This is a genomic window from Paenibacillus piri (assembly GCF_004354045.1).
Classification (GTDB): Bacteria; Bacillota; Bacilli; order Paenibacillales; family NBRC-103111; genus Paenibacillus_S; species Paenibacillus_S piri.
In genome coordinates this window covers 106,787-129,473 of the sequence record NZ_SMRT01000012.1, presented here as the reverse complement: position 1 = coordinate 129,473, position 22,687 = coordinate 106,787, and the positions used below count along the sequence as shown (strand labels likewise).

20 protein-coding genes are annotated in these 22,687 nt (G+C 51.6%); 2 read left to right on the top strand and 18 right to left on the bottom strand.

Annotated elements, in window-relative coordinates:
• Positions 1 to 13: 13 nt before the first annotated feature.
• From E1757_RS22760 to E1757_RS22725, 8 genes are all read right to left on the bottom strand, one after another.
• Entirely contained in the window at positions 14 to 931 is a 918-nt protein-coding gene (locus E1757_RS22760) for an ABC transporter permease (RefSeq protein ID WP_220446526.1), read from the bottom strand.
• Positions 932 to 957: 26 nt separating this feature from the next.
• A complete protein-coding gene (locus tag E1757_RS22755) occupies positions 958 to 2,502 on the bottom strand; it encodes an ABC transporter substrate-binding protein (RefSeq protein ID WP_133232417.1) in 1,545 nt (514 codons plus the stop codon).
• Positions 2,503 to 2,547: 45 nt separating this feature from the next.
• Positions 2,548 to 3,666: an amidohydrolase/deacetylase family metallohydrolase gene (locus tag E1757_RS22750; RefSeq protein WP_133232415.1), complete on the bottom strand. Its 1,119-nt coding sequence runs from the start codon at positions 3,664 to 3,666 to the stop codon at positions 2,548 to 2,550.
• Between the two features lie 2 nt (positions 3,667 to 3,668).
• Positions 3,669 to 4,649 (bottom strand): ABC transporter ATP-binding protein, encoded by a 981-nt coding sequence (locus E1757_RS22745; RefSeq protein WP_133232413.1) that lies wholly within the window; start codon positions 4,647 to 4,649, stop codon positions 3,669 to 3,671.
• A 36-nt stretch (positions 4,650 to 4,685) separates the two neighbouring features.
• A complete protein-coding gene (locus tag E1757_RS22740; RefSeq protein ID WP_133232411.1) occupies positions 4,686 to 5,651 on the bottom strand; it encodes an ABC transporter ATP-binding protein in 966 nt (321 codons plus the stop codon).
• 121 nt (positions 5,652 to 5,772) lie between these two features.
• Positions 5,773 to 6,399, bottom strand: coding sequence for a helix-turn-helix transcriptional regulator (locus tag E1757_RS22735; RefSeq protein WP_246079408.1), 627 nt, complete (start codon positions 6,397 to 6,399; stop codon positions 5,773 to 5,775).
• A 439-nt stretch (positions 6,400 to 6,838) separates the two neighbouring features.
• A complete protein-coding gene (locus tag E1757_RS22730; protein WP_133232407.1) occupies positions 6,839 to 7,942 on the bottom strand; it encodes a BTAD domain-containing putative transcriptional regulator in 1,104 nt (367 codons plus the stop codon).
• Between the two features lie 199 nt (positions 7,943 to 8,141).
• A complete protein-coding gene (locus E1757_RS22725) occupies positions 8,142 to 8,996 on the bottom strand; it encodes a LysR family transcriptional regulator (RefSeq protein ID WP_133232405.1) in 855 nt (284 codons plus the stop codon).
• A gap of 332 nt (positions 8,997 to 9,328) precedes the next feature.
• Between E1757_RS22725 and E1757_RS22720 the strand changes: the two genes are divergently transcribed.
• Complete coding sequence (locus tag E1757_RS22720) at positions 9,329 to 9,982, top strand: flavodoxin family protein (protein WP_133232403.1); 654 nt, start codon at positions 9,329 to 9,331, stop codon at positions 9,980 to 9,982.
• 161 nt (positions 9,983 to 10,143) lie between these two features.
• Here E1757_RS22720 and E1757_RS22715 read toward each other — a convergent pair whose 3' ends face one another.
• Together E1757_RS22715 and E1757_RS22710 are read right to left on the bottom strand one after the other, a co-directional pair.
• Positions 10,144 to 10,983: an alpha/beta fold hydrolase gene (locus tag E1757_RS22715; protein ID WP_133232401.1), complete on the bottom strand. Its 840-nt coding sequence runs from the start codon at positions 10,981 to 10,983 to the stop codon at positions 10,144 to 10,146.
• Positions 10,984 to 10,995: 12 nt separating this feature from the next.
• On the bottom strand, positions 10,996 to 11,463 hold the full coding sequence (locus E1757_RS22710) for a MarR family transcriptional regulator (protein ID WP_133232399.1): 468 nt from the start codon (positions 11,461 to 11,463) through the stop codon (positions 10,996 to 10,998).
• Between the two features lie 200 nt (positions 11,464 to 11,663).
• Here E1757_RS22710 and E1757_RS22705 point away from each other — a divergent pair, with 200 nt between their 5' ends.
• On the top strand, positions 11,664 to 12,194 hold the full coding sequence (locus E1757_RS22705) for a hypothetical protein (RefSeq protein ID WP_133232397.1): 531 nt from the start codon (positions 11,664 to 11,666) through the stop codon (positions 12,192 to 12,194).
• A 31-nt stretch (positions 12,195 to 12,225) separates the two neighbouring features.
• Here the strand turns inward: E1757_RS22705 and E1757_RS22700 are convergent, their stop codons facing one another.
• The 8 genes from E1757_RS22700 to E1757_RS22665 form a co-directional block, all read right to left on the bottom strand.
• Positions 12,226 to 13,617 carry a sensor histidine kinase gene (locus tag E1757_RS22700; protein ID WP_133232395.1) on the bottom strand — a complete coding sequence of 464 codons (1,392 nt, stop codon included), beginning with the start codon at positions 13,615 to 13,617 and terminating at the stop codon, positions 12,226 to 12,228.
• Positions 13,590 to 14,294 carry a response regulator transcription factor gene (locus E1757_RS22695; RefSeq protein ID WP_133232393.1) on the bottom strand — a complete coding sequence of 235 codons (705 nt, stop codon included), beginning with the start codon at positions 14,292 to 14,294 and terminating at the stop codon, positions 13,590 to 13,592. Before E1757_RS22695 ends, E1757_RS22700 begins: the two co-directional genes overlap by 28 nt.
• 104 nt (positions 14,295 to 14,398) lie before the next feature.
• A complete protein-coding gene (locus E1757_RS22690; protein ID WP_133232391.1) occupies positions 14,399 to 16,531 on the bottom strand; it encodes a hypothetical protein in 2,133 nt (710 codons plus the stop codon).
• Positions 16,532 to 16,740: 209 nt separating this feature from the next.
• Positions 16,741 to 18,171 carry an ABC transporter substrate-binding protein gene (locus tag E1757_RS22685; RefSeq protein WP_133232389.1) on the bottom strand — a complete coding sequence of 477 codons (1,431 nt, stop codon included), beginning with the start codon at positions 18,169 to 18,171 and terminating at the stop codon, positions 16,741 to 16,743.
• Positions 18,152 to 19,555 (bottom strand): ABC transporter permease, encoded by a 1,404-nt coding sequence (locus E1757_RS22680; protein ID WP_133232387.1) that lies wholly within the window; start codon positions 19,553 to 19,555, stop codon positions 18,152 to 18,154. Before E1757_RS22680 ends, E1757_RS22685 begins: the two co-directional genes overlap by 20 nt.
• A gap of 27 nt (positions 19,556 to 19,582) precedes the next feature.
• A complete protein-coding gene (locus tag E1757_RS22675) occupies positions 19,583 to 20,737 on the bottom strand; it encodes an efflux RND transporter periplasmic adaptor subunit (RefSeq protein WP_133232385.1) in 1,155 nt (384 codons plus the stop codon).
• A 22-nt stretch (positions 20,738 to 20,759) separates the two neighbouring features.
• Positions 20,760 to 21,752, bottom strand: a complete 993-nt coding sequence (locus E1757_RS22670) for a carbohydrate ABC transporter permease (protein ID WP_133232383.1) — start codon at positions 21,750 to 21,752, stop codon at positions 20,760 to 20,762.
• Positions 21,753 to 21,783: 31 nt separating this feature from the next.
• A complete protein-coding gene (locus E1757_RS22665; RefSeq protein ID WP_220446525.1) occupies positions 21,784 to 22,653 on the bottom strand; it encodes a carbohydrate ABC transporter permease in 870 nt (289 codons plus the stop codon).
• Between the last annotated feature and the right edge of the window lie 34 nt (positions 22,654 to 22,687).

The window sequence follows — 22,687 nt, the reverse complement described above, 5'->3', positions numbered from 1 at the left end:
GCAGGTCCCCCCTCTATTTGTACTGGATGCGCGGATCGATAAACACATAGCAAATATCAACAAGCAAATTTACGAGAACGAAAATGCCCGCAAGTATGATGATAGCTCCCTGAACCAGCGGATAATCGCGGTTATAGATCGATTGAATCAACAGCTGCCCGACGCCCGGCCAAGCAAATACGGTTTCGGTCACGACCGATCCGCCCAAAAGCGCGCCGATTTCCAGGCCGACAATCGTAACTATCGGCAGCAGACAGTTGCGAAAAGCATGCTTGGCAATGACCACGCGCGACGGCAATCCCTTGGATCTGGCGGTACGTACATAATCCGAGCTCAAGGCGTCAATCAGCGAAGACCGCAGCAGCCGGGTTACCAGGGCAAGAAGATGGGTTCCAAGCGCAACGGCCGGCAGAAGCAGATGGTTGAAGCCGCCGATCCCTCCTGTAGGGAATAATTTGAGATTTACGGCAAATAATAATACCATCACCATTCCTACCCAAAAGACAGGTACGGATTGCACCAATACTACGAAGGACATAATCGCCTTCTCAATCAGGCTTCCGCGTTTGATCGCCGCAATGATGTCTGCGGGTATGGCGACGATGAGCGAAAAGATCATGGCCGCCCCCGCCAATTGAATCGTTGCCGGCATCCGCTCAAGAATAAGACGGAACGTAGGCTCGTCATACCGCAATGAAACACCCAGGTCGAGCTGCAGCAGGTTGATGAGGTAAACTCCGTATTGCTCGATCAGCGACCGGTCCATGCCCAACGCGCGCCTGAGCACTTGCTCCTGCTCAGGCGTAGCGTCCGGCGGCAGCATAATCGATAACGGGTCCCCGGTAAGTCTAGTGATGAAAAATACGACGGTCGCTACCCCGAACAATACAAATACGGCGTAGAAACAACGGCGCAATACATATGATAGCAATGGAACTCACCCCCAAGACAACCTGATTACTTCAAGCTTGCTTTGTACATCGACAGCAAACCGATCGGATTCGGCTGCCATTCGACATTCGTTCTCATGCCGTACAAGCCGTTAATTTGATACAGATACATAAACGGAGCTTCCTCTTTTAATAATGTTTGCAGCTTGGTAAAGGTCGCTTGACGCTTTTGCGAATCAATTGTCTGTTCTTCTTCATCGATCAACCGGTCCGCTTCCGCATTCACCCAACGGTTATAACGGCGGTCGCTTTTAATATAAGATTGGAAGTTGCTCATCGCGTCCATAGTCCAGCCGGTGTTGCCGATAAAATACATCGGCGCCGCTTTCTTGGCAGCGATGTTAGCCGTCAATGTTTTGCTGTCCATCAGGTTGAGCTGAACCTTTACGCCTATTTTTTCCAGCTGTGCGGCGATGACCTGAACGTTATTTACTTCAAGATTATCGGCATCGAGCGCAATGGAGAATCCTTGCGGGTAACCTGCCTGAGCCAACAATTGCTTGGCCTTTTCGGGATTGTACTCATAAGGCGTTATAGCTGGATCGAATCCGAAATTTTGCTTCGGTACCAGGGTAGCGGCCCGCTCTGCATGACCGTCCATCACGGTTTTAATAATCGTATTGATATCGACGCCGTAGTTAAGCGCTTGACGAACCTCTTTCTTGGCAAGCGGCCCTTCCTTTGTCGTGTCCAGCGAAATATAGAATGTGCGGATACCCGGACTCGAAACAACCTTCACATCCGATTGACCCTTCAGTTGAACAGCTACATCGGGTTTGATGCCCGCTGCTATGTCAATTTCTCCGGCTCTGATCGCCGCCGACATATTAGACGCATTGGGTATAATCTTGAAGGTCAGCTTTTTCATCTTGGGCGCTCCCTGCCAATAATCGGCATTCGCTTCCATCGCAACCTGGCTGTCTTTTTGCCACGATACAAATTTAAACGGGCCTGTACCTACAGGATTTTTGGCAAAATTTTCATCGCCCTTTTCCTTAATATAGCCGGGAGGAACCATCACGCCGCCGAACAGCGTCATTTTATTAGGCAGAATCGGGTCTGGCCCGTTGGTAATAATTTTGACCGTCTTGGCATCGACAACTACAACCTCTTTCACCGTTTTCAACTCGACGATAGGCGATTTGGTCTCCGGGTTGTTCAGCCGGTCGATACTGTATTTCACAGTGTCGGCGTTAAACGCCTCGCCGTTATGGAACTTCACGCCTTCCCGCAGCTTGAACTCCCATGTGGTATCATCCAACGCCTTCCATTCCGTCGCCAGAGAAGGAGCGAGCTTGTTGCTTTCGTCCCGGGCTACGAGCGTATCGAACATGTTAATCAAAATATTCATGTCGGGCATTTTACCCTGTTTCTGCGGATCCAGGGTGCCGGCGTCCACATCCTGTCCGACGACCAGCGTATCCTTGGCAGCTTTGGCCGGTTTTCCTTCGCCTGTACCCGTTGACGGGGCTGACGACGGGTTTCCGCCGGATGTACATCCTGACAATACGATAACGAAACATAATGCGAGCATCCAAATCTTCAGTTTCAAATGAATTCCTCCCCAGAATATGAAATGTTCTGCAAATCCAAGATGCTATTGTAAGCGGCAGTCGTCCAATGACGTCCATTGACCTGCCGTAATTACCGCGGACGGTACAATCACTCGATCCGGCTTCAGCTTGTTGCCCTGCGCGTCCCGGTATTCGGGCCCGGACCCGGATGAATCCGTCAACCGGAATAACGTCGCCCGCTTGATCATTCCGCTGAAATCGCACCAATCCTTGAGGCGCAAAGCTTTTGCCGGCTCGGCCGTGACCGCTGCGACTACATGTTCAAGCGGCATTCCGCAGGCAAGCAGCTTGGTCATCGTTGTGGAAAGATCGTAAACCGGACCGCCTATGTTGCGAATATGCAAATCCGTGCTGATCGTAGACGGCATAAATCCGGCAGCCAACGCTTTCTTGCAAACATCGAAATGAAAGCTTGCCGCTCCGTGGCCTACATCCAGCAGCACTCCGCGGTCCAACGCTTTTTGTAAAGCCCGGCCCGGCTTGCCGTCCTTCTCCCAAGGATGGCCCGTCTTTCCATGGTAGCAGTGAGTGACAACGTCACCTTCCTCCAACAAATCGAGCACTCCGTCAATAACGGGAGGAGCCTCGCCGATATGAACCATCACCGGCACGCCGGCTTCCCGGGCGGCCAGCTTGGCCAGCTGAAGCGGCTGCAGCCCCATATCGCCGACAATCGCTCCGCTGGAACGGACCTTAATCCCGCACAGAAACGGTTGGTGATCCAGCACCGCCTTCACGGTCCGGTCGATATGAATCGTATCGAGGCTGGCAACCTCGCGCAGATGGACAAGCCCGATCGAGCTTATGTTGAGCCACGCTCTGATCTCTGTCTGCGCCTGAGGCGCAACGTATTTCATAAATCCAGGCAAGGTCGCTTCCCCCGCGCTGCCCGCATCGACGACCATATGGACGCCTGTTCGCAGACCGATGTCATCGGCGGGGACGCTTAAGCTGGTAACTCCGTCATAGACGTGAGCATGCAAATCAATCCATCCGGGACTTAAAAACAGCTGCGGCTTTTCCGTCAGCTCTCCGTTCGGAGTACGATTGATTGCGTAGCCTGATCCGCTCTTTACGAGCTGCGCGGTATACGTTTGGCCAATGGCCGGATCCAGCACTTGTACTGCGATCGCTTCATTCATCGCTATTCTCCTTTGAATTCGTATAAATGACACGCTACCGCATGGCCTGGAGCGACTTCCTGCATAGCGGGGCGTATCGACTTGCAGCTTTCCGTCACCTTCGGGCAGCGGGTATGAAACGGGCAGCCTGAAGGCGGGTTTGCAGGACTCGGGACTTCTCCCTGCAAAATAATTTTTTTACGCTCCGAGTCTCTTTTCGCAACAGGCGAGGAAGAAAGCAGCGCCTGCGTATACGGATGCAGCGGAGATTGGAACAAGCTTGTCTTTTCTCCGATTTCCACCATATGTCCCAAGTACATAACGCCGACCCGGTCGCTAATATGGCGAACGACGGCCAGATTATGGGAAATAAACATGTAGGAAAGGTCAAAGTCCTTTTTCAAGTCCATCATCAGATTAAGGATTTGCGCCTGGATGGAAACGTCCAATGCAGATACCGCTTCGTCCGCCACGATCAGCTTGGGGCTTAGCGACAACGCACGCGCTATCCCTACCCGTTGACGCTGCCCCCCGGAAAATTCATGGGGGTACTTCTGCGCATCGCCTTCCCGCAGTCCGACGCGCTTCAATAGCTGTCCAACCTGACCGGCCGCCTCTTTCCTGTCCATCAGTCCATTGACGATTAACGGCTCGGCCAAAATATCCGCAACCTTCATCTTCGGATTCAAAGAAGCGTACGGGTCCTGGAACACCATCTGAAACTTCTGCCTTTGGGCGCGAAGCTTCTGTCCGCGCAGACGGGTCAGGTCTTGGTCGTCAAAAATTATACTTCCTTCCGACGGCTCGAGAACGCGCATGATCATGCGCCCCAACGTCGATTTCCCGCAGCCGGATTCGCCTACAATGCCCAAGGTTTCGCCTTTGCCCAGCTGGAAGGAAACATCGTCTATCGCTTTTACATATCCTATCGTTCTACGGAGCAGCCCGGCTTGGATAGGAAAATATTTTTTAAGGCCGGATACCTCCAATAACGGCTCCCGCATGATTGTTCACCCCTTCTGAAAAAGTGGTCTTTAGATTTAAATGAGATCGCAGCGGGCCAAATGTCCGGGCCTTATTTCCCGCAAATCCGGCAGCTTCTCCCTGCAGGAAGGCTGTGCGATATCGCAGCGGTCCGCAAAGCGGCAGCCCGGCGGATAATTCGCAGCGTCCGGCACCGTACCCGGAATGGCGTAAAGCACATCCTTCACCTCGTCAATCGACGGGATCGATTTCAGCAGTGCTCTCGTATACGGATGCAGCGCTTCTTCAAAAAGAGAGTCGGCCGATGCATTCTCCACAACCTGGCCTGCATACATGACGACGACGTGATCCGCCACCTCCGCCACAACGCCTAAATCATGTGTGATCATGATGACGGATGTGTCAAATTGTTCGCTCATCCGTTTCATCAAGTCCAGCACTTGAGCCTGAATCGTTACATCAAGCGCTGTGGTGGGCTCATCGGCGATAAGCAGCTTCGGTTGACAGAGCATCGCCATACCGATCATTACCCGCTGGCGCATACCGCCGGAAAACCGGTGGGGATAATCATGGATGATCTCGTCCGCCCGGGCGACCCCGACAAACTGGAGAATTTCGACGACCAATTCCATCGCTTTCTTCTTCGTTATCTTGCGGTGCCGCAGCAGCACTTCCGACATCTGGTCGCCGATAGTAAGGACAGGATTCAGCGAAGTCATAGGCTCCTGAAAAATCATCGAAATCTCATTTCCCCGAATCGAAGACATCTCTTCCTCGGTTAACTCGACCAGATTTTTTCCTTCGAACCAGATTGCCCCGTCGGCAATGCGGCCGCCCGGTTTCGGTACGAGGCCCATAACGGATAATGACGTCATGCTTTTCCCGCAGCCGGATTCGCCGACGATACATACAATCTGCTTGGGGTAAACCTTTAAGTCGATGCCGTCTACAGCATGCACTTCCCCTTTGGCGGTATCAAAGTAAGTTTTTAAATTTTCAATCGTTAAAAGGGGCTTATCCACCGTCTTCAACTCCCCGTCTTTCAATCGTCTTTTCAAGGCATTGCAAATAAAGCGTTTACATTATCCTTTTGCGCTTTAATCAAAGCTTGCGGCTGCGGCCTTACGGACGCCAGCCGCCCTGTTATAAGGAATTCGTATTCGTAGAGCTTCGTATGTCTTCCAAATAGTTGTAGAGCGTAAATTTGGAGATATCGAAATATTTGCAAACCTTGTCCCCGGCTTTTTTAATTAAGAACGCCCCTTTTTTATCCAAATATTCAAGCGCCTTAATTTTCTCATCCTTACTCATATGGGTAACCGGCTTGCCGATCTCATTCTGGCATTCCTGAAGCAGGAAGTCCAGGAGCTCATTCACATCCTTGACGAATACTTCATCTATTTGATCCGTCGTATTTCGCATCGTTATCGACTTAATCGTATTCTCCGCCATAATGAAATCTGAAATGTCCAGGTTAATGCATATGGCGCCGATTGTTTCGCCCTTGCTGTTTTTTATATAGATGGATGAAGATCTCAGCACCTTCCCATCCTTAGTCTGGGTAATATAATTATAGCGGTCACCGTCCTTCACCGTTCCCCGAAGCACTTCCAGTCCAAGATTGCTTCCGCAGTCTCCAATCCGCCGGCCTGTAATATGATTATTTTTGATGGCAATGATTGTGCTGTCATAGTTTTCGGTCAAATCATGCAGCACCACTTCGCATTTGTCTCCAAACTGTGCGGCGATCCCTTCAATCAAGGCATTCAAAAACTGTTCCTCGTGCTTGACGTGTTCCAACAACATCACACTTTCTAATTATTTTTTTTGTTATCAAAATAATTTTAATAAGGTAATTATAAATACAAACCTTTCGTTTAGTCAAACATTTTTTTAGATTAATGTTATATTTCATCACATATGTTTTCGTGAAATTCAAATAATCGTCATAAAAATTGGATTTTTTATTTATTTCTTTCGTTTTCATGAACTGGGTTATGAACTATGTTATATAATATAACATAATGATTAAGTTCCAATCGGAAAATCGCACAAAAAAAGAGGGCCCCTCCGATAACGTTCCTCGTTAACGGGTAACCCTCACTGCGTAATCGTTGGCGGAGCTGCGACCGCCGTCTTGGAGTCCATGCTTTCCCCCCGGGACTGGCCGGCTTCACAAGCCGATTCCAAGGCTCCTCATCAAGCTTGCTTATGAATGAGTCAAAGTTGTCATATAGTCGCTAATCAGAGGATCGGGCTTCGTCCCGAGCTCCTGCTGCAGCTGCTCCGCCAAAACGCGATATTGCCTTAATGCCTCATTCTTTCTTCCGAGCGCTACATATAAACGGATCACCTCATGGTGAATATCTTCTCTGATGGCATCCAATTTTAAAATCTCGCCGAAGTAATGCAGCGATTTTTGCGGCTGGTTATGCGTAAGGTGGTATTTACCGGCGGTCTCCAGCAGCTCAATATAATTTTGTTCGATTCGGCGCGCTTTTTCTTCCGCCCATTCGTACGCCTTTCCCTTCAATAGCTGCCCCGTGTACAGCGCTTCCGCTTGTTCGAACAATTCGGCGCTTTTCTCGGGAGACCGCCTCATTCGCTTCAGCAATAGTTCAAACTCGTACAAATCGCAATAAACGCTGCCCTCTTCAATCCGGATTTCGTTCCGGCCTGCCAGGATACAGCTCCCCGGCTTGCTTTCGCCGATCGCTTTTCGAATATAGTACAAGGTCGAGTTCAAATTTTTCCATGCTTTTTCCGGTTCCAACTCGCTCCATAACGTATCAATAATTTCTTCCCTGCTGACGGTTCCTTTGCAAACAAGAAAGGCAAACAGTTCTTCGGTTTTGGGACTTCTCAGCTTTAACGGCGCTTGATCAGGTCCTTTTTGGAATATTTTCAATCCATTAAACAGGAGAACCGATATGCGGGATTCGACGGCCATGCTCCGACGGCCTTTTCTGATTCTGCTCAATGTTTTCGACAATCGCTGGGCCGTTACAGGCTTCATCAAATAGTCCAGCGCGCTCATATCGAATGCTTGGACCGCATAATCGTCATAACCGGTTACAAACACCACGTCGATCGAAGTGTGATCCAGCAGCAGGCCGGATAACGTCATTCCATTAATTCCGGGCATGGAAATATCGAGAAATGCGATATCGATCGGATTCTCCTTCACAAATTCGTAAGCTTCCAACGGGTTCAGAAACGTTCGACAAACTTCAATTTCGCCGCTCTCGATCAGCAGCTTCTTCAATCGCTTCACCGATAATTCTTCGTCGTCCACGATAATGGCTCGCAGCATGCCCAACCTCCAATCTGCTTAAGCGGCTGTGAGGATAAGAAAACGTTCGTACCCGTTCCCTATATCGCCCGACCGTTCGATTGCTCAGACTGTCCGAACCGTTCATATTTTCAATTCGTGTTCGGTATACGTTTATTATATAGTCCTATCAATCATTAATAAATAGCAGTCGCCACATCATGTTCCTATTCTTTCTTCGCTACAAGCCGCTCATCCGGACCATATCGGCAAAAGCCTGAAAAGCTTTATGGGAAAAGCGGCTTTGCCGGCGAACCAGACTCGTTGTCGTACGCCGGAACTTTTCGGGAATCGAATAGGCGCTCAATTGTTCGTAGCCTCCTGTCAGCACCGAGGCAGGAAGCAGCGTGGAAGCCAATCCGGAGCGCACGCAGCTTAGCAGCGTTTCCAAAGAGCTGATCTCAATTACCGGAATCGAAGTAATCCCTTCGCTGCGAAGCCATTCCTCCAATATGTTTCGGAAAGGGCAGCCCTTTGGGGAAACGGCCCATTTGACTGCCGACAGGTCGGGAGTGGCGGCTTCCTTTTGCTGCCCCAGCCATTTCAGTTCGTCTTTCTCCTGATATTCGACGATCAGCTTGGTCGACTGAATTTCGCCGATCAAAAATGCTCCGTCCAGTTGATGGTTCAGCAGTTTCTCCAGCAGCTCGAAAGATTGACCGGTGACGAGAGTTAGCGTGACATGGGGATACCGGGCCTGATAATCGGACAATATTTGCATAAAATGGCCGCAAGTTACCGTTTCCACCACACCGATAGTCAGCGAACCGTTAGGTTCGTCCGTTTCCTGAACGGCTTTTGCCGCCTCTTCGGATAAATGCAAAATTTGAACGGCGTATTCGCGAAAGACCATCCCCTTTTCCGTCAAGGCCACTCCTTTGGGCAGTCGGTGAAACAAAGAAACCCCCAGCTCCTCCTCCAGCTTGCGGAGCCGCGCCGTCACGTTGGATTGCACATAATCGAGACGTTCCGCCGCGCGTGAAATGCCGCCCTCCTCGGCAATGGCCACAAAAACTTTGAGGTCCGTCAGTTCCATGGTTGTCCCCCTCTTGGATATCACCAAAAATGATGTATGTATGATTATCGATCATTATACATGCTGCGGATTTGATTTTACTATAGAACCAGAACAGCGGGCAACTATATAAGTTGAACCAAAGAATATCCGAGATAAACCAATGAAATGGAAAAAGGGAATGGTCTTGCAGGCGAGTTTTGGCTTTGAGTTTCTTCAAGCCGAAGGCCTATAAGATCAAGGAAACTCAAAACAAGATGCCTGAAGCTGCAAGACCATCCCTTTTGGAATGCAATGGGCACGCTTTATTGGTTCAACTTATATAGCCAATTGTTTATAGAGGAGGACGAAAAATGACGAACCTATCCCATCCATCCCGAAAGCTTCTTATTCTAGTCGGAAGTCCGCGGCGCAACGGTAATTCAGCGGCGCTTGCAGCCGCCGTCCGGCATGGGGCGGAACGTGCCGGCAGCGAGGTTTCCCTGCGGTTTGCGGACGATTTTATTTCGGGCTTTTTGCGCGATTGCCGGAGCTGCCGCCGTTCCGATGGGGAATGTTCGATCCCCGACCGTTTCCGGGCGCTGTTTTTCAACGATTTTCTCCCTGCCGATGGCGTCGTCTTCTGCTCGCCCATTTATTGGTACGGAGTTTCCGCTCAAATGAAAGCTTTTTTCGACCGCTCCTTCTGCTATTACGCCGCCTCTTATCCGGATTCAAGCCTGATATTGGAGCAAATGTCGCGCAAACGAATCGGCCTGGTTCTTTCCTCGGAGGAAACGTATCCGGGCGCCGCTCTCGGCCCCATTCACCAGATTCAGGAATTTTCGAGGTACACGCATTCGGCGTTCGTCGGGGTGGTCCGCGGTATCGGAAATAGCCGGGGGGAAGTTGCACGCGATCCCGCCGCTCCCCTGCATGCGGCCGAACGGCTTGGTTACGGCTTGTTTGCCGACAAATATTCGGATTACCGTCACGATACTCCAAGGAACGGGAGAGTGTGGCCTTGACGACTAATAAAGCCGCAGCCGCTCCCCGGTATTTTACCGGGGAACGGCTGCTTTATTTTTTTGATGATTAACGAATATGACGGATGGCATTCTACAGAAACAGCACAAAAAAGCCCGCACTCTAATCAGTGTGAACCGGTACGAGATAATCACATAAATGTTCAGCCCCGGTCCTTCAGTTTGATTACACTTTTATGAAGGATGTCACGCAAAGTAGCGGACCATTGTTCCGGAATATCAAAGTAAGAGAGATGATGACCGGGAAAGGTCACCATGTCGCAGTCGAGCATATCCGCCAACATGAGGGCCGTTCGACCGTAATATTTGTTTTTGTCCAACGTCATTTGCCCTGCGGCCATAAACAATATGACATTGTTAAGCTTGATGGTCTCGACATCGGGTTTATAGTTCACAAAAGGAAGCATCTCATGATTCATCATGAACGTGTAGTTCCTTCCTTTCGTTGCGCGTTCCTGGAAGTCCTTGGGGACGCTTTTGAATGTACGGAACGGGATCGACAGCGACAGGTTGAATTTCAGGTTGGCCGCTTGATCGCCAAATCGGTGTAGTGTCCGATAAACACCGGCAAAAAAACGAAGCCACTTTTTACTATCGGGAAGCATCCGGACGACAGGCGGTTCGTGAACGACCATGGCTTTAACCGCTTGCGGCTGGCTTTTAGCCATTTCGAGCGCAATAATGGCTCCTCCGCTGTTTCCGAACACATTGGCCGAGTCGTGGCCTGCCGCGTGCAGGACGGCGACCGCATCACGGGCTTGTTGGCTTAATTCAAAATTTTGGGGTTCATTCCTGGTACTTCGGGAATTGCCGCGGCGGTCGTACGTAATGACCTGAAATTCATCCGCCAGTATATCGGCAACATACGAATAAAATCCCGCATCGCCTCCACCGCCCGAAATCATTAGAAGCGGCTCACCCTGCCCGCGTATTTCGTAATATAATTGATCCCCCTCGGAGGTAACAATTCCCGTTTGTACCACGATGATCACCTCTCAGTAGTTTTCCATGCCTAAGCCGCTTAACTCAATTTCCAGCTGTGCGTTCACTTTTTTTAAAATATCGACAAGCCGGGATTTCTCCTCGTCGTTTAACCTTCTGAAGATAATACTGTCCCTGTCGATCCTGCTTCTGTGCATCGACTCGTGCGCTTCAAACACAACTCTGCCGGCGTCTGTTAATTTATAATAAATTTCTTTTTTATTTCCCGGCTTTTGATAAGCTTCGATCTTTCCGCTTTGCTGCAATTTCTTGGTAACCTTGCTTACAGCGCCTCTCGTTATACGGAATGCTTTGGCTAATTTGGTTACGTTAGGGTCATTGAGCTTCTCGATAAAATCAATACAGTGCACTTCAAGAAACGTGTGCTCCGACATAAAATCTTTTTCGGCAATATTTTTAATGATGCTGTGCCGATCCGACACTTTATTGAAAATCCAGCTTAAACTTTCATCAGTCGTCATCAGCTTCGCTCCATTTATTGTTGTACCGGAAACAATAATCATTATATTCCTTTTTGTTTCCATTATCAACAATATTTTGATTTGCACCACATAAAAAGGTGGATACCGATTATTTTAAAGCAAGTGTTACAATTGCGGCCGGATGCTTTATTGTTTAGAATGAAGGCAGGACGGGAGCGACCACAACGAGGAGGGATTTAATGGAATATATAAGGGATTACGCCATGTACGCATCCATTTTCGGCATGTTTAGCTTTTGCTGGTTCGGCTGGGCACAGGAAAATCCGAGAGCGAGCTGGCGCAAATACATCGGCATTGCATCCGGCGCAGCGCTGCTCGTATGCTTGCTAGGCGTCTATTTAAGTGTGACGAACTGGGACGCGCCCTCCGCTTTGTCAGACAAGGGCGCATTCAAAAGCTACTTGATTTCCGTATATACTGAATTTTTTGCAGCGGGTATCGGGGCCTGGATTTTAATTAAACTGAAGCGCAAAAACGATGTTGCCCCTTGGATCGCCTTTATTGTAGGCATTCACTTTATCGGCTTAAAAAGCGTATTTGACGATCCCGGCTTGTACATTTTGGCGGCGCTTCTGGTCGCAGTTTCCATCGTTTCGTTATTCGCTTCCCGTAAACTGCAGGTTGCCAACAGCGCAATTACCGGCATTGGCTCCGGAACGATTTTGTTCGGCTATGCCTTGCTCGGCTTGATCCGATATTTTTCGGTTTAAGCATCTACGCCAGCCGCCCGGAAAAAAATACTTATTTCCTCTGCTTCGCAGGCAAACGAAGCGTTACCGTCGTACCTTGTCCGATTGCGCTTGCCACGGTTATATCGCCGCCATGCTTGGTCGCGATCCATTTCGCGATCGCAAGTCCAAGGCCGGTTCCGCCGCTGCTGCGTGTTCGCGCCTTGTCGCCGCGGTAAAAACGGTCAAAAATATGCGGCAAATCTTCGGCCGGGATTCCGATTCCCGTATCTTCCACGACAACCTCGATATGTTGACCGTTACGGCAGGCCAAAACCCGGATCATCCCCTTCTCCGGAGTGAACTTCATGCTGTTGTCGAGCAAGATCACGACCAGCTGATGCAGCCGTTCGCTATCCCCCGTCATTTCAAGCCCGTTTTCCAAATTCATTTCCAGCTTCTGCCGCTTCAGCTCGGCAAGCGGTTCGAATTTTTGCATCGCTTCCCTGATCACGGTATCGAGCGACAATGGCTTGAGCATCATCTCCTCCTGATTGGAATCGGCTCTGGCCAGCGTAAGCAATTGGCTGGTCAGTCTGCCCATTCGTTTCGATTCCGCGAGCACCATGGAAAGCGGTTCGCTCATCTGCAGGATGGAATGATCCGGATGGCGAAATACAAGCTCCGCGTTCGCCTGAATGACCGCCAGCGGCATCCGCAGCTCATGCGACGCGTCGGCGACGAACTGCTGCTGCCTATCCCAGGAGCGCCGGATCGGCAAAAGCGCCTGATTGGCCAAGTAGAGCCCCGCCAGCATCGTGACCGCTCCTCCTCCGAAAATGCCGAACAGCATGAGCTCGAGCAATATTCTGAGCATGTTTTGCTCGGAATCGACGATACCGATCGCTTGCACGGACACTATACTTGCAGATTCCTCAATTATGGATGGATACGGCATGATCGTGCCCGATTCCATCGAAAGAGAAATATCGGACAATATCCTCACATTCATGACCAAAGGTTTTTCGTAGTTCACCGTATACATGCGATAATAATGACCATCGACTTTGATTGTTTCCGGCGTTTGGATCGACCGGTACGGCTTGAAAGCAACAGCCGCCTTGTCGATTTCCGTTCCGGCCTTGAGCGGAATGCTGTTCCCATGCTCATCCCAGAGCAGCAGAAATACCCGGGGATCGACTCCCTGTACCAGAAACATCCTTCTTTTATCCGATCCCTTATCATCATTCATGGCAGGATCATTCATCGGCTCTGTGGAATCAAAAAACTGGGATTTTATATTAACCGACCCGATATTTTGCACTCTCGTCTGCAGCGAATCGTCCACCTTGGCATACAATTGATGTCGAAGCTCGTAATATACGACCGCGCCGAAGCAGGCGAGGATCACGAAAAAGACCGCCGCATTCAGCACCGTCAACCGGATTCGGATTTTGTTGAACATGCAGCATACTCCTTTAACATATAGCCGACGTTTCGGATCGTCTGGATGATGTGATCGTAATCGAACGCTTTCAATTTTTTTCGCAAATAATATATATATACATCGACAACGTTCGACCCGACGTCGGAATCGAGTCCCCACACCCGCATGCAGATTTGTTCCCGCGTCAATATTTGCTCCCGATTGCGCAGCAAATATTCGAGCAGCTCGAATTCCTTTTGTGTAAGCTCCATCGGCTCCCCGCCAATCACGGCTTCCTTGCTTCTCGTATTCAAAACAATCCGATGATACGCAAGCCCTCCCTCATTGTCTACCGGTCCGCGTCTTCGCAGCAGCGCTCGCACCCGGGCCAGCAGCTCGGGCACCTCAAACGGCTTGGTCATGTAATCGTCAGCGCCCGTATCGAGCCCTTTCACCATATCCTCGATGCTATCTCTCGCCGTAAGAAATAATATCGGGGTCAGCACCTGCTTGGCGCGAACGCTGCGGACGATCTTGAGTCCGTCCATCCCCGGCAGCATCAGATCGAGCACCAGCAGATCGTATCCCCCTTGCTCCGCCATATAGCAGCCTTCATCGCCGCAATCCGTCGGGTCAACCTGATGACCTTCTTCCTCAAGCAATGTTTTTATCGTTTTGAGCAGATGAAGGTCGTCTTCTACAACAAGTATTTTCATCGAAGGCATTCCTCCCCTTTTTTACGCTGCAGCCTCACATGTCAATCCAGTATAAAACGGAAAGCTGAACGACAGATTAAAAAGCCGTCATCGATGCGTTGCCGTCAGTCGGTTGTGGAGAACCAGTCGATTTTTTTCGCTCCGAGAAGCTTTTCATGACCGTTAAACGAGTCGTATATGCTCATTTTGTACGTCTTGAGCGTTTCCAGCTTGTAGATGAGATCTTTGTCGGTCTCTTTGATCTCAAAATTATTCGTTGTACCCAACCGCAGCTTCGTATCCTTCGTTCCGTCATTCGGCTTCTTGTCTTCGAAGTCTTTAAAGTCAAACTCGCGGGTGAACGTTTTATTGCCTTTCTCATCCTCAAACTTGATGACCAGCTTGCGGCCTTCCGTATTTGTTTCCATGAACAGACTCTTTTTAATCTCGTAGTTAAACGTCAGTTTCAGCTCACCGAGAATGATGGCGGTCGCGATATGGTTGATCGAGACGGTATAAGGCGCTATGTCGAGATCGATTAAATCGTCCTTTACCTCGAAGCTCTCCCGGGGCAGCCAATAAGCGGCGGCGTTGATATACCCGTCCGGCTTCGCGTCATGGGCCGTCAGCTTGCCATCGGTGACCGCTTCGCCGACCAGGATGTGCATGCCCGAGGTCGGAACCCCTTTCGGCAAGGCGGCCGTAAGGAACAAGAGCGCTTTTCCGCCCGGGCTCACCTTGTTCTGGATATCGCTGACCGCCGCCGGGAAGACGATCCCGTCCGGCGTCTTGAAATTGGCCGCCAGCCTGGTTATGTCGGTATGACGCTTCTCCAGATTGGTTGCTTCCAGCATGACCATAAGCGTGTCGGCGGTGTCGCCTTGATACGTCCGGACCCCGCGCACCTTATAGCTCGAACTGCGTCCGACATGCTCCACCGTATAAGTCTCGCCGATATTATTGTAGGGCACGTTCAGCATCTCGGCGCTGTTCGTGAACGTAAGCAATTCATTCGTTTTTGTTTCGCTTTCTTTTTCCTGCAGCACCAGCTTCACCTTGGAAAAATGATACGTATACGGCATTTTGCCGACAATCTGGAAGTTGGCCGAAGCGCCCGGCGCAAGTCCGATCAACTGATCGGTTTGGATCAGCTTCGCTTCAATCTCCACGGCATCGTCCAGGTAATAATAACCCGTCAATTTGGGAATGGGCAGCGACTCCCCGCCTTTGTTGGACAAGGTCACATTAGCGGTCAGTATGTCCTGATCTTCCCATGGCAGACGGTTGATCGTGGTGACTTGGGCCGTATAAACGCCAGCTTCGTTCGCAAACGTATACGATTTGCCGATATCTCCCCCATCCGCGGAGGAAACCTTCGGAAGCTCGTAATATGCGACGGCAAAGTTCAGCTTCAGGTCGGCCGAATTTTGCATGACGACGAGCTGCCATCCGGCGGAGGAGACGGAAACCGGAATGGAGCCGGTAAGCTCGATTTCTTTTTGGACCTGTGGGTCGATCGTCAAATCTTTCAAATTTTTGGCCTCGAGCGGGTACATGTAGCCTTCAGGAGTACGGACTGAAAACTGGTAAACCGGGACGGGCACGCTTCTGCCGCCTATATTGGTCATTTCATATTCGACAGTCACGTTATAGTTTTTTTCATTTTTGTTCATGTACACATGTTTGATATTGGTTCGGACCGGTGTTTCCGTCATCTTGACGTCGCGGGACGCCCCGGCCGGGGTTACGGGGGAGTAGCCGTCCGGAACGGCAATACTCCCGAGAATTCGCTCGTAGTTCGGTTGGCTGAAATCCCATTTGAAAAACTGGACAACCAGATCGGATAAATCCGTCTTGTCGTTCAAGGTCGCGTAGAAGCGGATATCTTGAACCGCTTTGGGAGGAATCCGGTTTTTATCCTTGTCCTGAGGCAATATGCTGACTGTAATGGAGTTGCCGGATTTAGTCAGCACATGCAGCCAGTAGTCGGAAAACATCAGGTCGCTGCTGCCGTTGTTGTGAACGGATACCGTAAAAGCGACGTTCTTCCCCCCGTTATCGGGCAGGATGTTCAAGTCCTTCAATTCGACATAACTGCTGTCCGACAGGTTCACCGTACCAAGGGAAGCGGAAGACATAACCTCGCTTCCTTCGGGAGCGGCTTCTACGCCGGCAATGGCCGGGACAACCGTACAAAAGCAAAGAATAGCGATAAGCAGAAGAGCGGATATGCGCAGTTTCGACTTGTTCCTCTTCATGATGCAGACCTCCTGAAATCGAAATGCCCTGACAGGCTCAAGCGGAACAGGGATAGTGAACTCGTTCAGCTTTGCTGAACATCGGGGAATCAGATGGGGACTCTACCCCACCTGATTCAAGGCCTACCTTAGGGGTAGGGGTCTTAACCCGATAAAGTCGTAATCGGATAAACGGCTTTGCCGTCCTTCGGGACGAGCGCGATGTCCGGTTACTCCTGCAAGTAAGTGCTGACTTTGTTTTGAATCACCTTGGCAACTTCCTCCGCCGATTTCTGACCCTGGAAGTACGGAGCGGTTTCTTCCGAAACGATCCCCGCAATTTTCAAATCGCTTTCGGCATACGTCTTGACGTTGTTCAATTTTTTTTCGATTGCGGCGATATCCTGATCCGATGCCGGCTGCAGCGCCAACTCCTTGCCGTTGATATTGAGCCTCATCCCTTTTCCGGCTGCGCCTTCGCCCGTCCCCAACGTCTTCAAGCTCTCTGTCTGTGCCTTCGCACCGCTTCTGTTGACGGCAAATCCGCTCAGTTCCCTGGCCGATTGCATTTCATCGGACAACAGAAACTTCACGAATTCCCATGCCTCCTTCTTGTTCGCCGATTTGCTGTTTATGGCGACTGGCATCGACGTTGTAAAAGCCGTTCCTCCGGTCCCGTTTTCGGAAGGCAGGTCGTAATACGCCGCTTTACCGTCGAAAAAAGATTTGGGCATGGAATACATATCCAAATACATCATGACATTCGCTTTCGGGTTGAATACGACGTTGTTAGGATCCGCATTGTCTGTCGGGATGATCTTGTCATCATACATCGACTTGGCCAGCTTCAGCATGCCGATAAAATCGGGCGTGTTGAACTTCGCCTTTTTCCCGTCTCCGTCGACGAACTTGGCGAAGCTGCTGTTCAGCATCAAGGTAATCAGTTGGTCGGGCTCGATACGGCCCAGCGGATATACATCAGGCTTTCCATCCTTGTTCTGGTCCGTCAACCAACGGCCGGCTATCGCTTTGAAATCCGCCCATGTCCACTTGGTGTCGTCGATTTTTTCGCTGCCCAACACGGCTTGATTGCCAAGCCACATATTCAATCCGAACTTGACCGGGACCGTGTACAAGGCGCCGTTGTACTTCATCGCGTCAAAAATATCCGTATAGTAATTATTCATTTGGAACGATGCGTCTTTACTCATCAGCTCGCCAATGTTCTCCAGAAGCTTTTTGTCGGCATACTTTTTGTAGGGCAGCCCGCTCATGACGATGATGTCCGACGCTTTGCCGCTCATCAGCTCCGTGCCTACCGAACTGACGTATTTCTCGGTATTTTTCGGATCCGGCTTGGTGACGATCATTTGATTTGGCCCTTTCGCCCCCATTGCCGGAGCGGCCGCATACTCTTTAATATCAACTTTGATGCCCGGATGCGCCTCCTCGAATTTTTGTTTGGCCAGCTCGAGAAAACGGTCGGATGTCATGACGGACAACGAGACGGTTTTACTCTCCGAGCCTGACGGACTGCCGCCTTCATCGCCTCCGTTGCCGGCGGAAGGCGAACCGGCGTTAGTGCCGGAGCATGCGGTCAGGGCAAGCAAGGAAACAACCGAACAAGCGACTGCGAATGGTTTAACTGCGATTTTCAACATGGGAAAGCTTCACTCCTTTAGGTTCGTTTAAATAAACAATCGTAACGATAAATAAAGCGCCCGTTACCGCATATTCCAACGGGTCGATCCGATAATCCGTTCCCGTCCAGCGGGCGGCGGCGAAAGTAATGACGGCTGCAGCCGGAATAAACAGAAACAGCCGCTGCAGTTGTACAATTGCGTGAACCCGCTCCATTGCCCATAAACGGGCGCCGAGAAGAAATAACGGCAAGCCGAGCATGGCGCCTGCCATAAACAGCATGGCCGCGACTTTCCCGGCGGCGCCCGCAAGCTGTTCATGCGGCGACGGGACGTATCCCGACTCCATTGCCTGCTGCTGCCATAACATTCGCAGCTTATCCGTATAAAACGATACATCGATGATTTCATCCGGTACCCACTCCGGCGGAATATAAAGGCGAAAGCGAATCAGCTCCCACAATCCCGCAGCGCAGCCGGCCATCAAGGCCGCCGCAAGGCCGCATTTCAAGAACCGGTACCGTTCGCCGCTCAGCGCATCGGACCAGTCGTGCGCCGCAAGCCGACTTTGAAGCGCCGCACGGACAATCGCAAACTGACGAATGATCAGACGCGCAAGCAGGACGATGGCAATAATCCCGCAACCGAACAGCAGCAGCGATCTTAGCTGCGCAACCTGCGTATGCGCGAGCACATCGTTTACGATCCGGTACTGCAGCGGATTTATGCCGGCCGCCGCAAGCGCATGCTTCGCCTCGGCCTCCCCGCGGATGGCCGCATCCGGCTTCGCGGCCAGTTGGATCGTATCGATTCGCGCATCGGGATTGACATCGAACATTGCGGTAACCGGGATCAGCATATCCGGGATGCCGTCATCGGACATTTGCCGGATCAGAGAGCCGTCGTCATCGAACACGCCGATGACGGTAAAGGGGACTCCATACAGCTCGATCGTTTTTCCGACGACCTTCACGGAACGGAACAGCTTGTCTGCAAGCTTCGCGCCGATGACCGCGACGCGGCTGTGCCCGTTGACGGAGGCGGGTGCGATGGACGTTCCGGCGGTCATCCTGATTTGAGCGAAGTCGCGGAAATTTCCGTTCACGCCGAATATGCTGCAGCTGGCCGAGACGCTGCCGTATGTCGCCCGGGCTTGGGCTTTTGCCTCATAAGCGATCGGCAGCGGACTCCATTTTTTCGCCAATAGCTCGGCGTCCTGCAGCTTCAGCCCGGCAGAGCTTGAAGAAGCGACCGACCGGTCGAAATTGACGGTGAGCTTCTGGAGCCGGCGGGAGCCGTTCGCTTGCTCCCAGTCGGCCGTCACGGACGATAACAGTCCGATGGTACCGAGAACCAGCAGCACGCCTGCAAACATGATAAAAGCGGCTATTCGGGAGCGAAGCATGGCCTCTGTCTCCTTTCCATGGAATAGTCAGTTGCTCCGAAGCACTCGGTCTCCGTCCGCAACCGGTTTGCTGCCGGAAACGACGACTTGATCCAGCGGCGTAACGCCGTTCTCGATGGATGTCTTGCTGTCATCCGCGTCTCCGGCCTGGACGGAAGCCCGCTGCAGCATGTATTCGCTGCCAAGCGGCCCTTTCTTTTCCTTGAGGATCAGCACATACTTCCCGTTATCGTCTTCCCGGATCGCGTCGTTCGGCAGCAGCGACCGAAACGGCACCGTTTTTTTGACGATGTCGAACTCGCCTGTCTCCCCTCCTTTTAGCCTGGCATCCTGCAGCAGGAAAGTAATTTCCTTTCCTTCCCGCTTAGGCTGAGTGGAAGCGCCGGATGAACCCGCCTGTCCGGACGAATCGACCGTATCCCGGATATCCGAGATTCGGGCTTTGATCCGGGCATTGCTCAGAGCGGCAAAGATCAGCTCCGTTTCATCCCCGACCTGCACATAGGAGGCCTTGGCGTCGGGGACCGTCGCTTTGAGCTGCTGTCCTTTTGCCGCATCGGCGATGCGTACCGCCGCTTTCCCGCTCTGGACAGGCGCGCCTTTCACCGCATTCAACTCGGTTACAACTCCGGCAACCGGTGCCGTGAGCCGCGTAAATTCAGAAAGCTGCCGCTGCAGGCCGGCAATTTGCCGCTCGAGAATCTGCATGTCCAGCTTCGTGCTGTCGATGTCGCGGGAAACGCTCCGCATTTGCTTCTCGTCGCTGCTGCGGGCAACGTCCATATAGTTGTCCTGCAGCTTTTGCAGGCTCAGCCGCTTCTGCTCGTATCTCGCCTGATTATCTTTCAACGAATCCTCCGCATCTCTCGTTTTAAACAGAACCAGCTCCTGGCCAGCCTCCACCTTGTCGCCGACCTTGATTCGGACGTCGCTTGCGGCCCAGTTGGTCTCGACGTACAAATCCGCCGTTTCCGCCGCTTCCACCGTACCCGAGCCGGTAATCTGATGCGACAAAGGTCCGGCCCCCGGCTGCTGCACCGTCACCACCGCCAGCGAGATATTGAGCAGCGTATTCGAAAAAAACGTTAATGCGACCATGACCAGAACGAAAACGAGGATCGCCCGCCTGATCGCTTTCTTCCTGGCGTGCTCTTCGCTTGAAGCAGCCATTGTGTTGTCCATCGAGCGTTCCTCCTTCCTGCCCTTACCCTTTGATCCCGGATAGCTGGATGCCCTCGATCAAATATTTTTCAGCGTACAGCGCCACCAAAAGAAGCGGTAGCATATAAATCGTCGAGGCGGCAAAAGCGATGCCCCGTTCGCCCTCGCCGATGACCGACAAATAGACGGACAGCGGCTGTTTGATCGCATCCTGCAAAAAGATAAGCGGCTGCTCCACCATGTTCCAATTATCGATAAAGACGAGAATGGAAAGCGCCGCCACTCCCGTGCCGCACATCGGCAGGACGATTCTTGCGAAAATGTACAGATGGCCCGCTCCGTCCACCCGGGCCGCCTCGATGTAGCTGCCGGGCACAAACATCATGAACTGCCGCAGCAGAAAGACTCCGAATGCGCTGAATATGCCCGGTAAAATGATCGACCAATGCGAGTCCAACAGCCCGAGATAATCCGCTACGATATAGTTCGGCACGAGCGTCACCTGGAACGGCATCAGCATTGTGACGATATACATGAAAAAGAGCGGCTCGCGGAACCGGAAGCGCAAATGGGCGAACGCGTACGCGGCGAGCGATGCGACCGCGATTTGGCCGGCGATGATGGGTACCGTCATTTTCACGGAATTCCAGAACATGAACAGAAACTGGGGTCTCCCGATCAACACAGCGTAAAACTGCGATAGCGTCACGCGATCCGGGATCCATTTCAGGCTGACGAATTCGTTACCGTCTGTGCCTGCGCCTTGACTCGCCGTACTGCCCGAAAGCGGGGCAAAAACCGTTGTAATTTCGTCTTCCGCCATGAACGAATTGGCAAATGTCAGCATCATCGGGAAAAGGAATACCGCCATCAACGCGGCAAGCAGGATAACGAGCCCGATTTGCCCGGCTTTGGGGCCGATACGGGCCGCACGCAGCCTGCGTCTGCGCCTGACGTTCGCCGCTGCGCCTTTTCGGAGTACCGGGCTTCGTAAAGCGGTCGAATCGGGCTCTGCTTGCGGTTTGCTCGCTTCCATTCGAAATCTCCTTTCCGTGGCGAATTCTCGATCAACCGAGCGACTTGCCGATGCGCCGTTCCGCCAGGAAGAGAATCCAGACCAGCAGTATGATCACCAGCGCCATTAAAAAAGCGGCCGACGTCAGCTTCTGATAGTCGAGCGATTTGAACATGTTGTTCATATAATGCTGCAGCATGTAAATGCTCGGGTCCGGGTAATCGCCTGCCATCAGGTACGTCTCCCTGAACACCTTGAACGAGTTAATGATCGACATGATGAACACGAAAAATGCGGTCGGAGTCAAATACACGAGCGTAATCGATCGCCATTGCCGGAATTTGCCGGCCCCGTCGACTGCCGCAGCTTCGTAATAGTCCGCCGGAATGTTCTGCAGACCGGCGAGAAACAGCACCATGTTGTAACCGATGTTTTTCCATAAGTAGACGATGAGTACCACCGCCAGCGCAGCACTGCTCTCCATCCAATCCTTCGGAACGATCCCCCAGCTCGCGGTCCATCCGTTCAGTGCTCCGTGCAGGTCAAACAAAGCTTTCCAGACGAGCACCACGGACGCCACCGGCACGACCAGCGGGCTCAAGAACGAAACACGGAACGATTGGCGAAACGGCAGCTTTTTATTCAGCATCATGGCTAATCCCAGCGATAGCAGCATGTTGAGCGGCACGCAAATAGCCGTGAACAGGAACGTATTGGCGGCTGCCCGCCTAAACACGGGATTTTCAAGCAGCTCGCGGTAATTCGCGACTCCGGCAAACGATCCGCCGACAGGGCTGTCCATAAGCGAAAAGTAAAACCCCATTGCAAATGGAATCACGAAGAAGACAGCAAATCCCGTCAGGCTCGGCAGCAGAAACAATAGCGCTGTCAAGCCCTCATTGAAACGCAAACGTTTCCGCACAAATCGATCGCCTCCTTCGGTCTAAATCCATTCT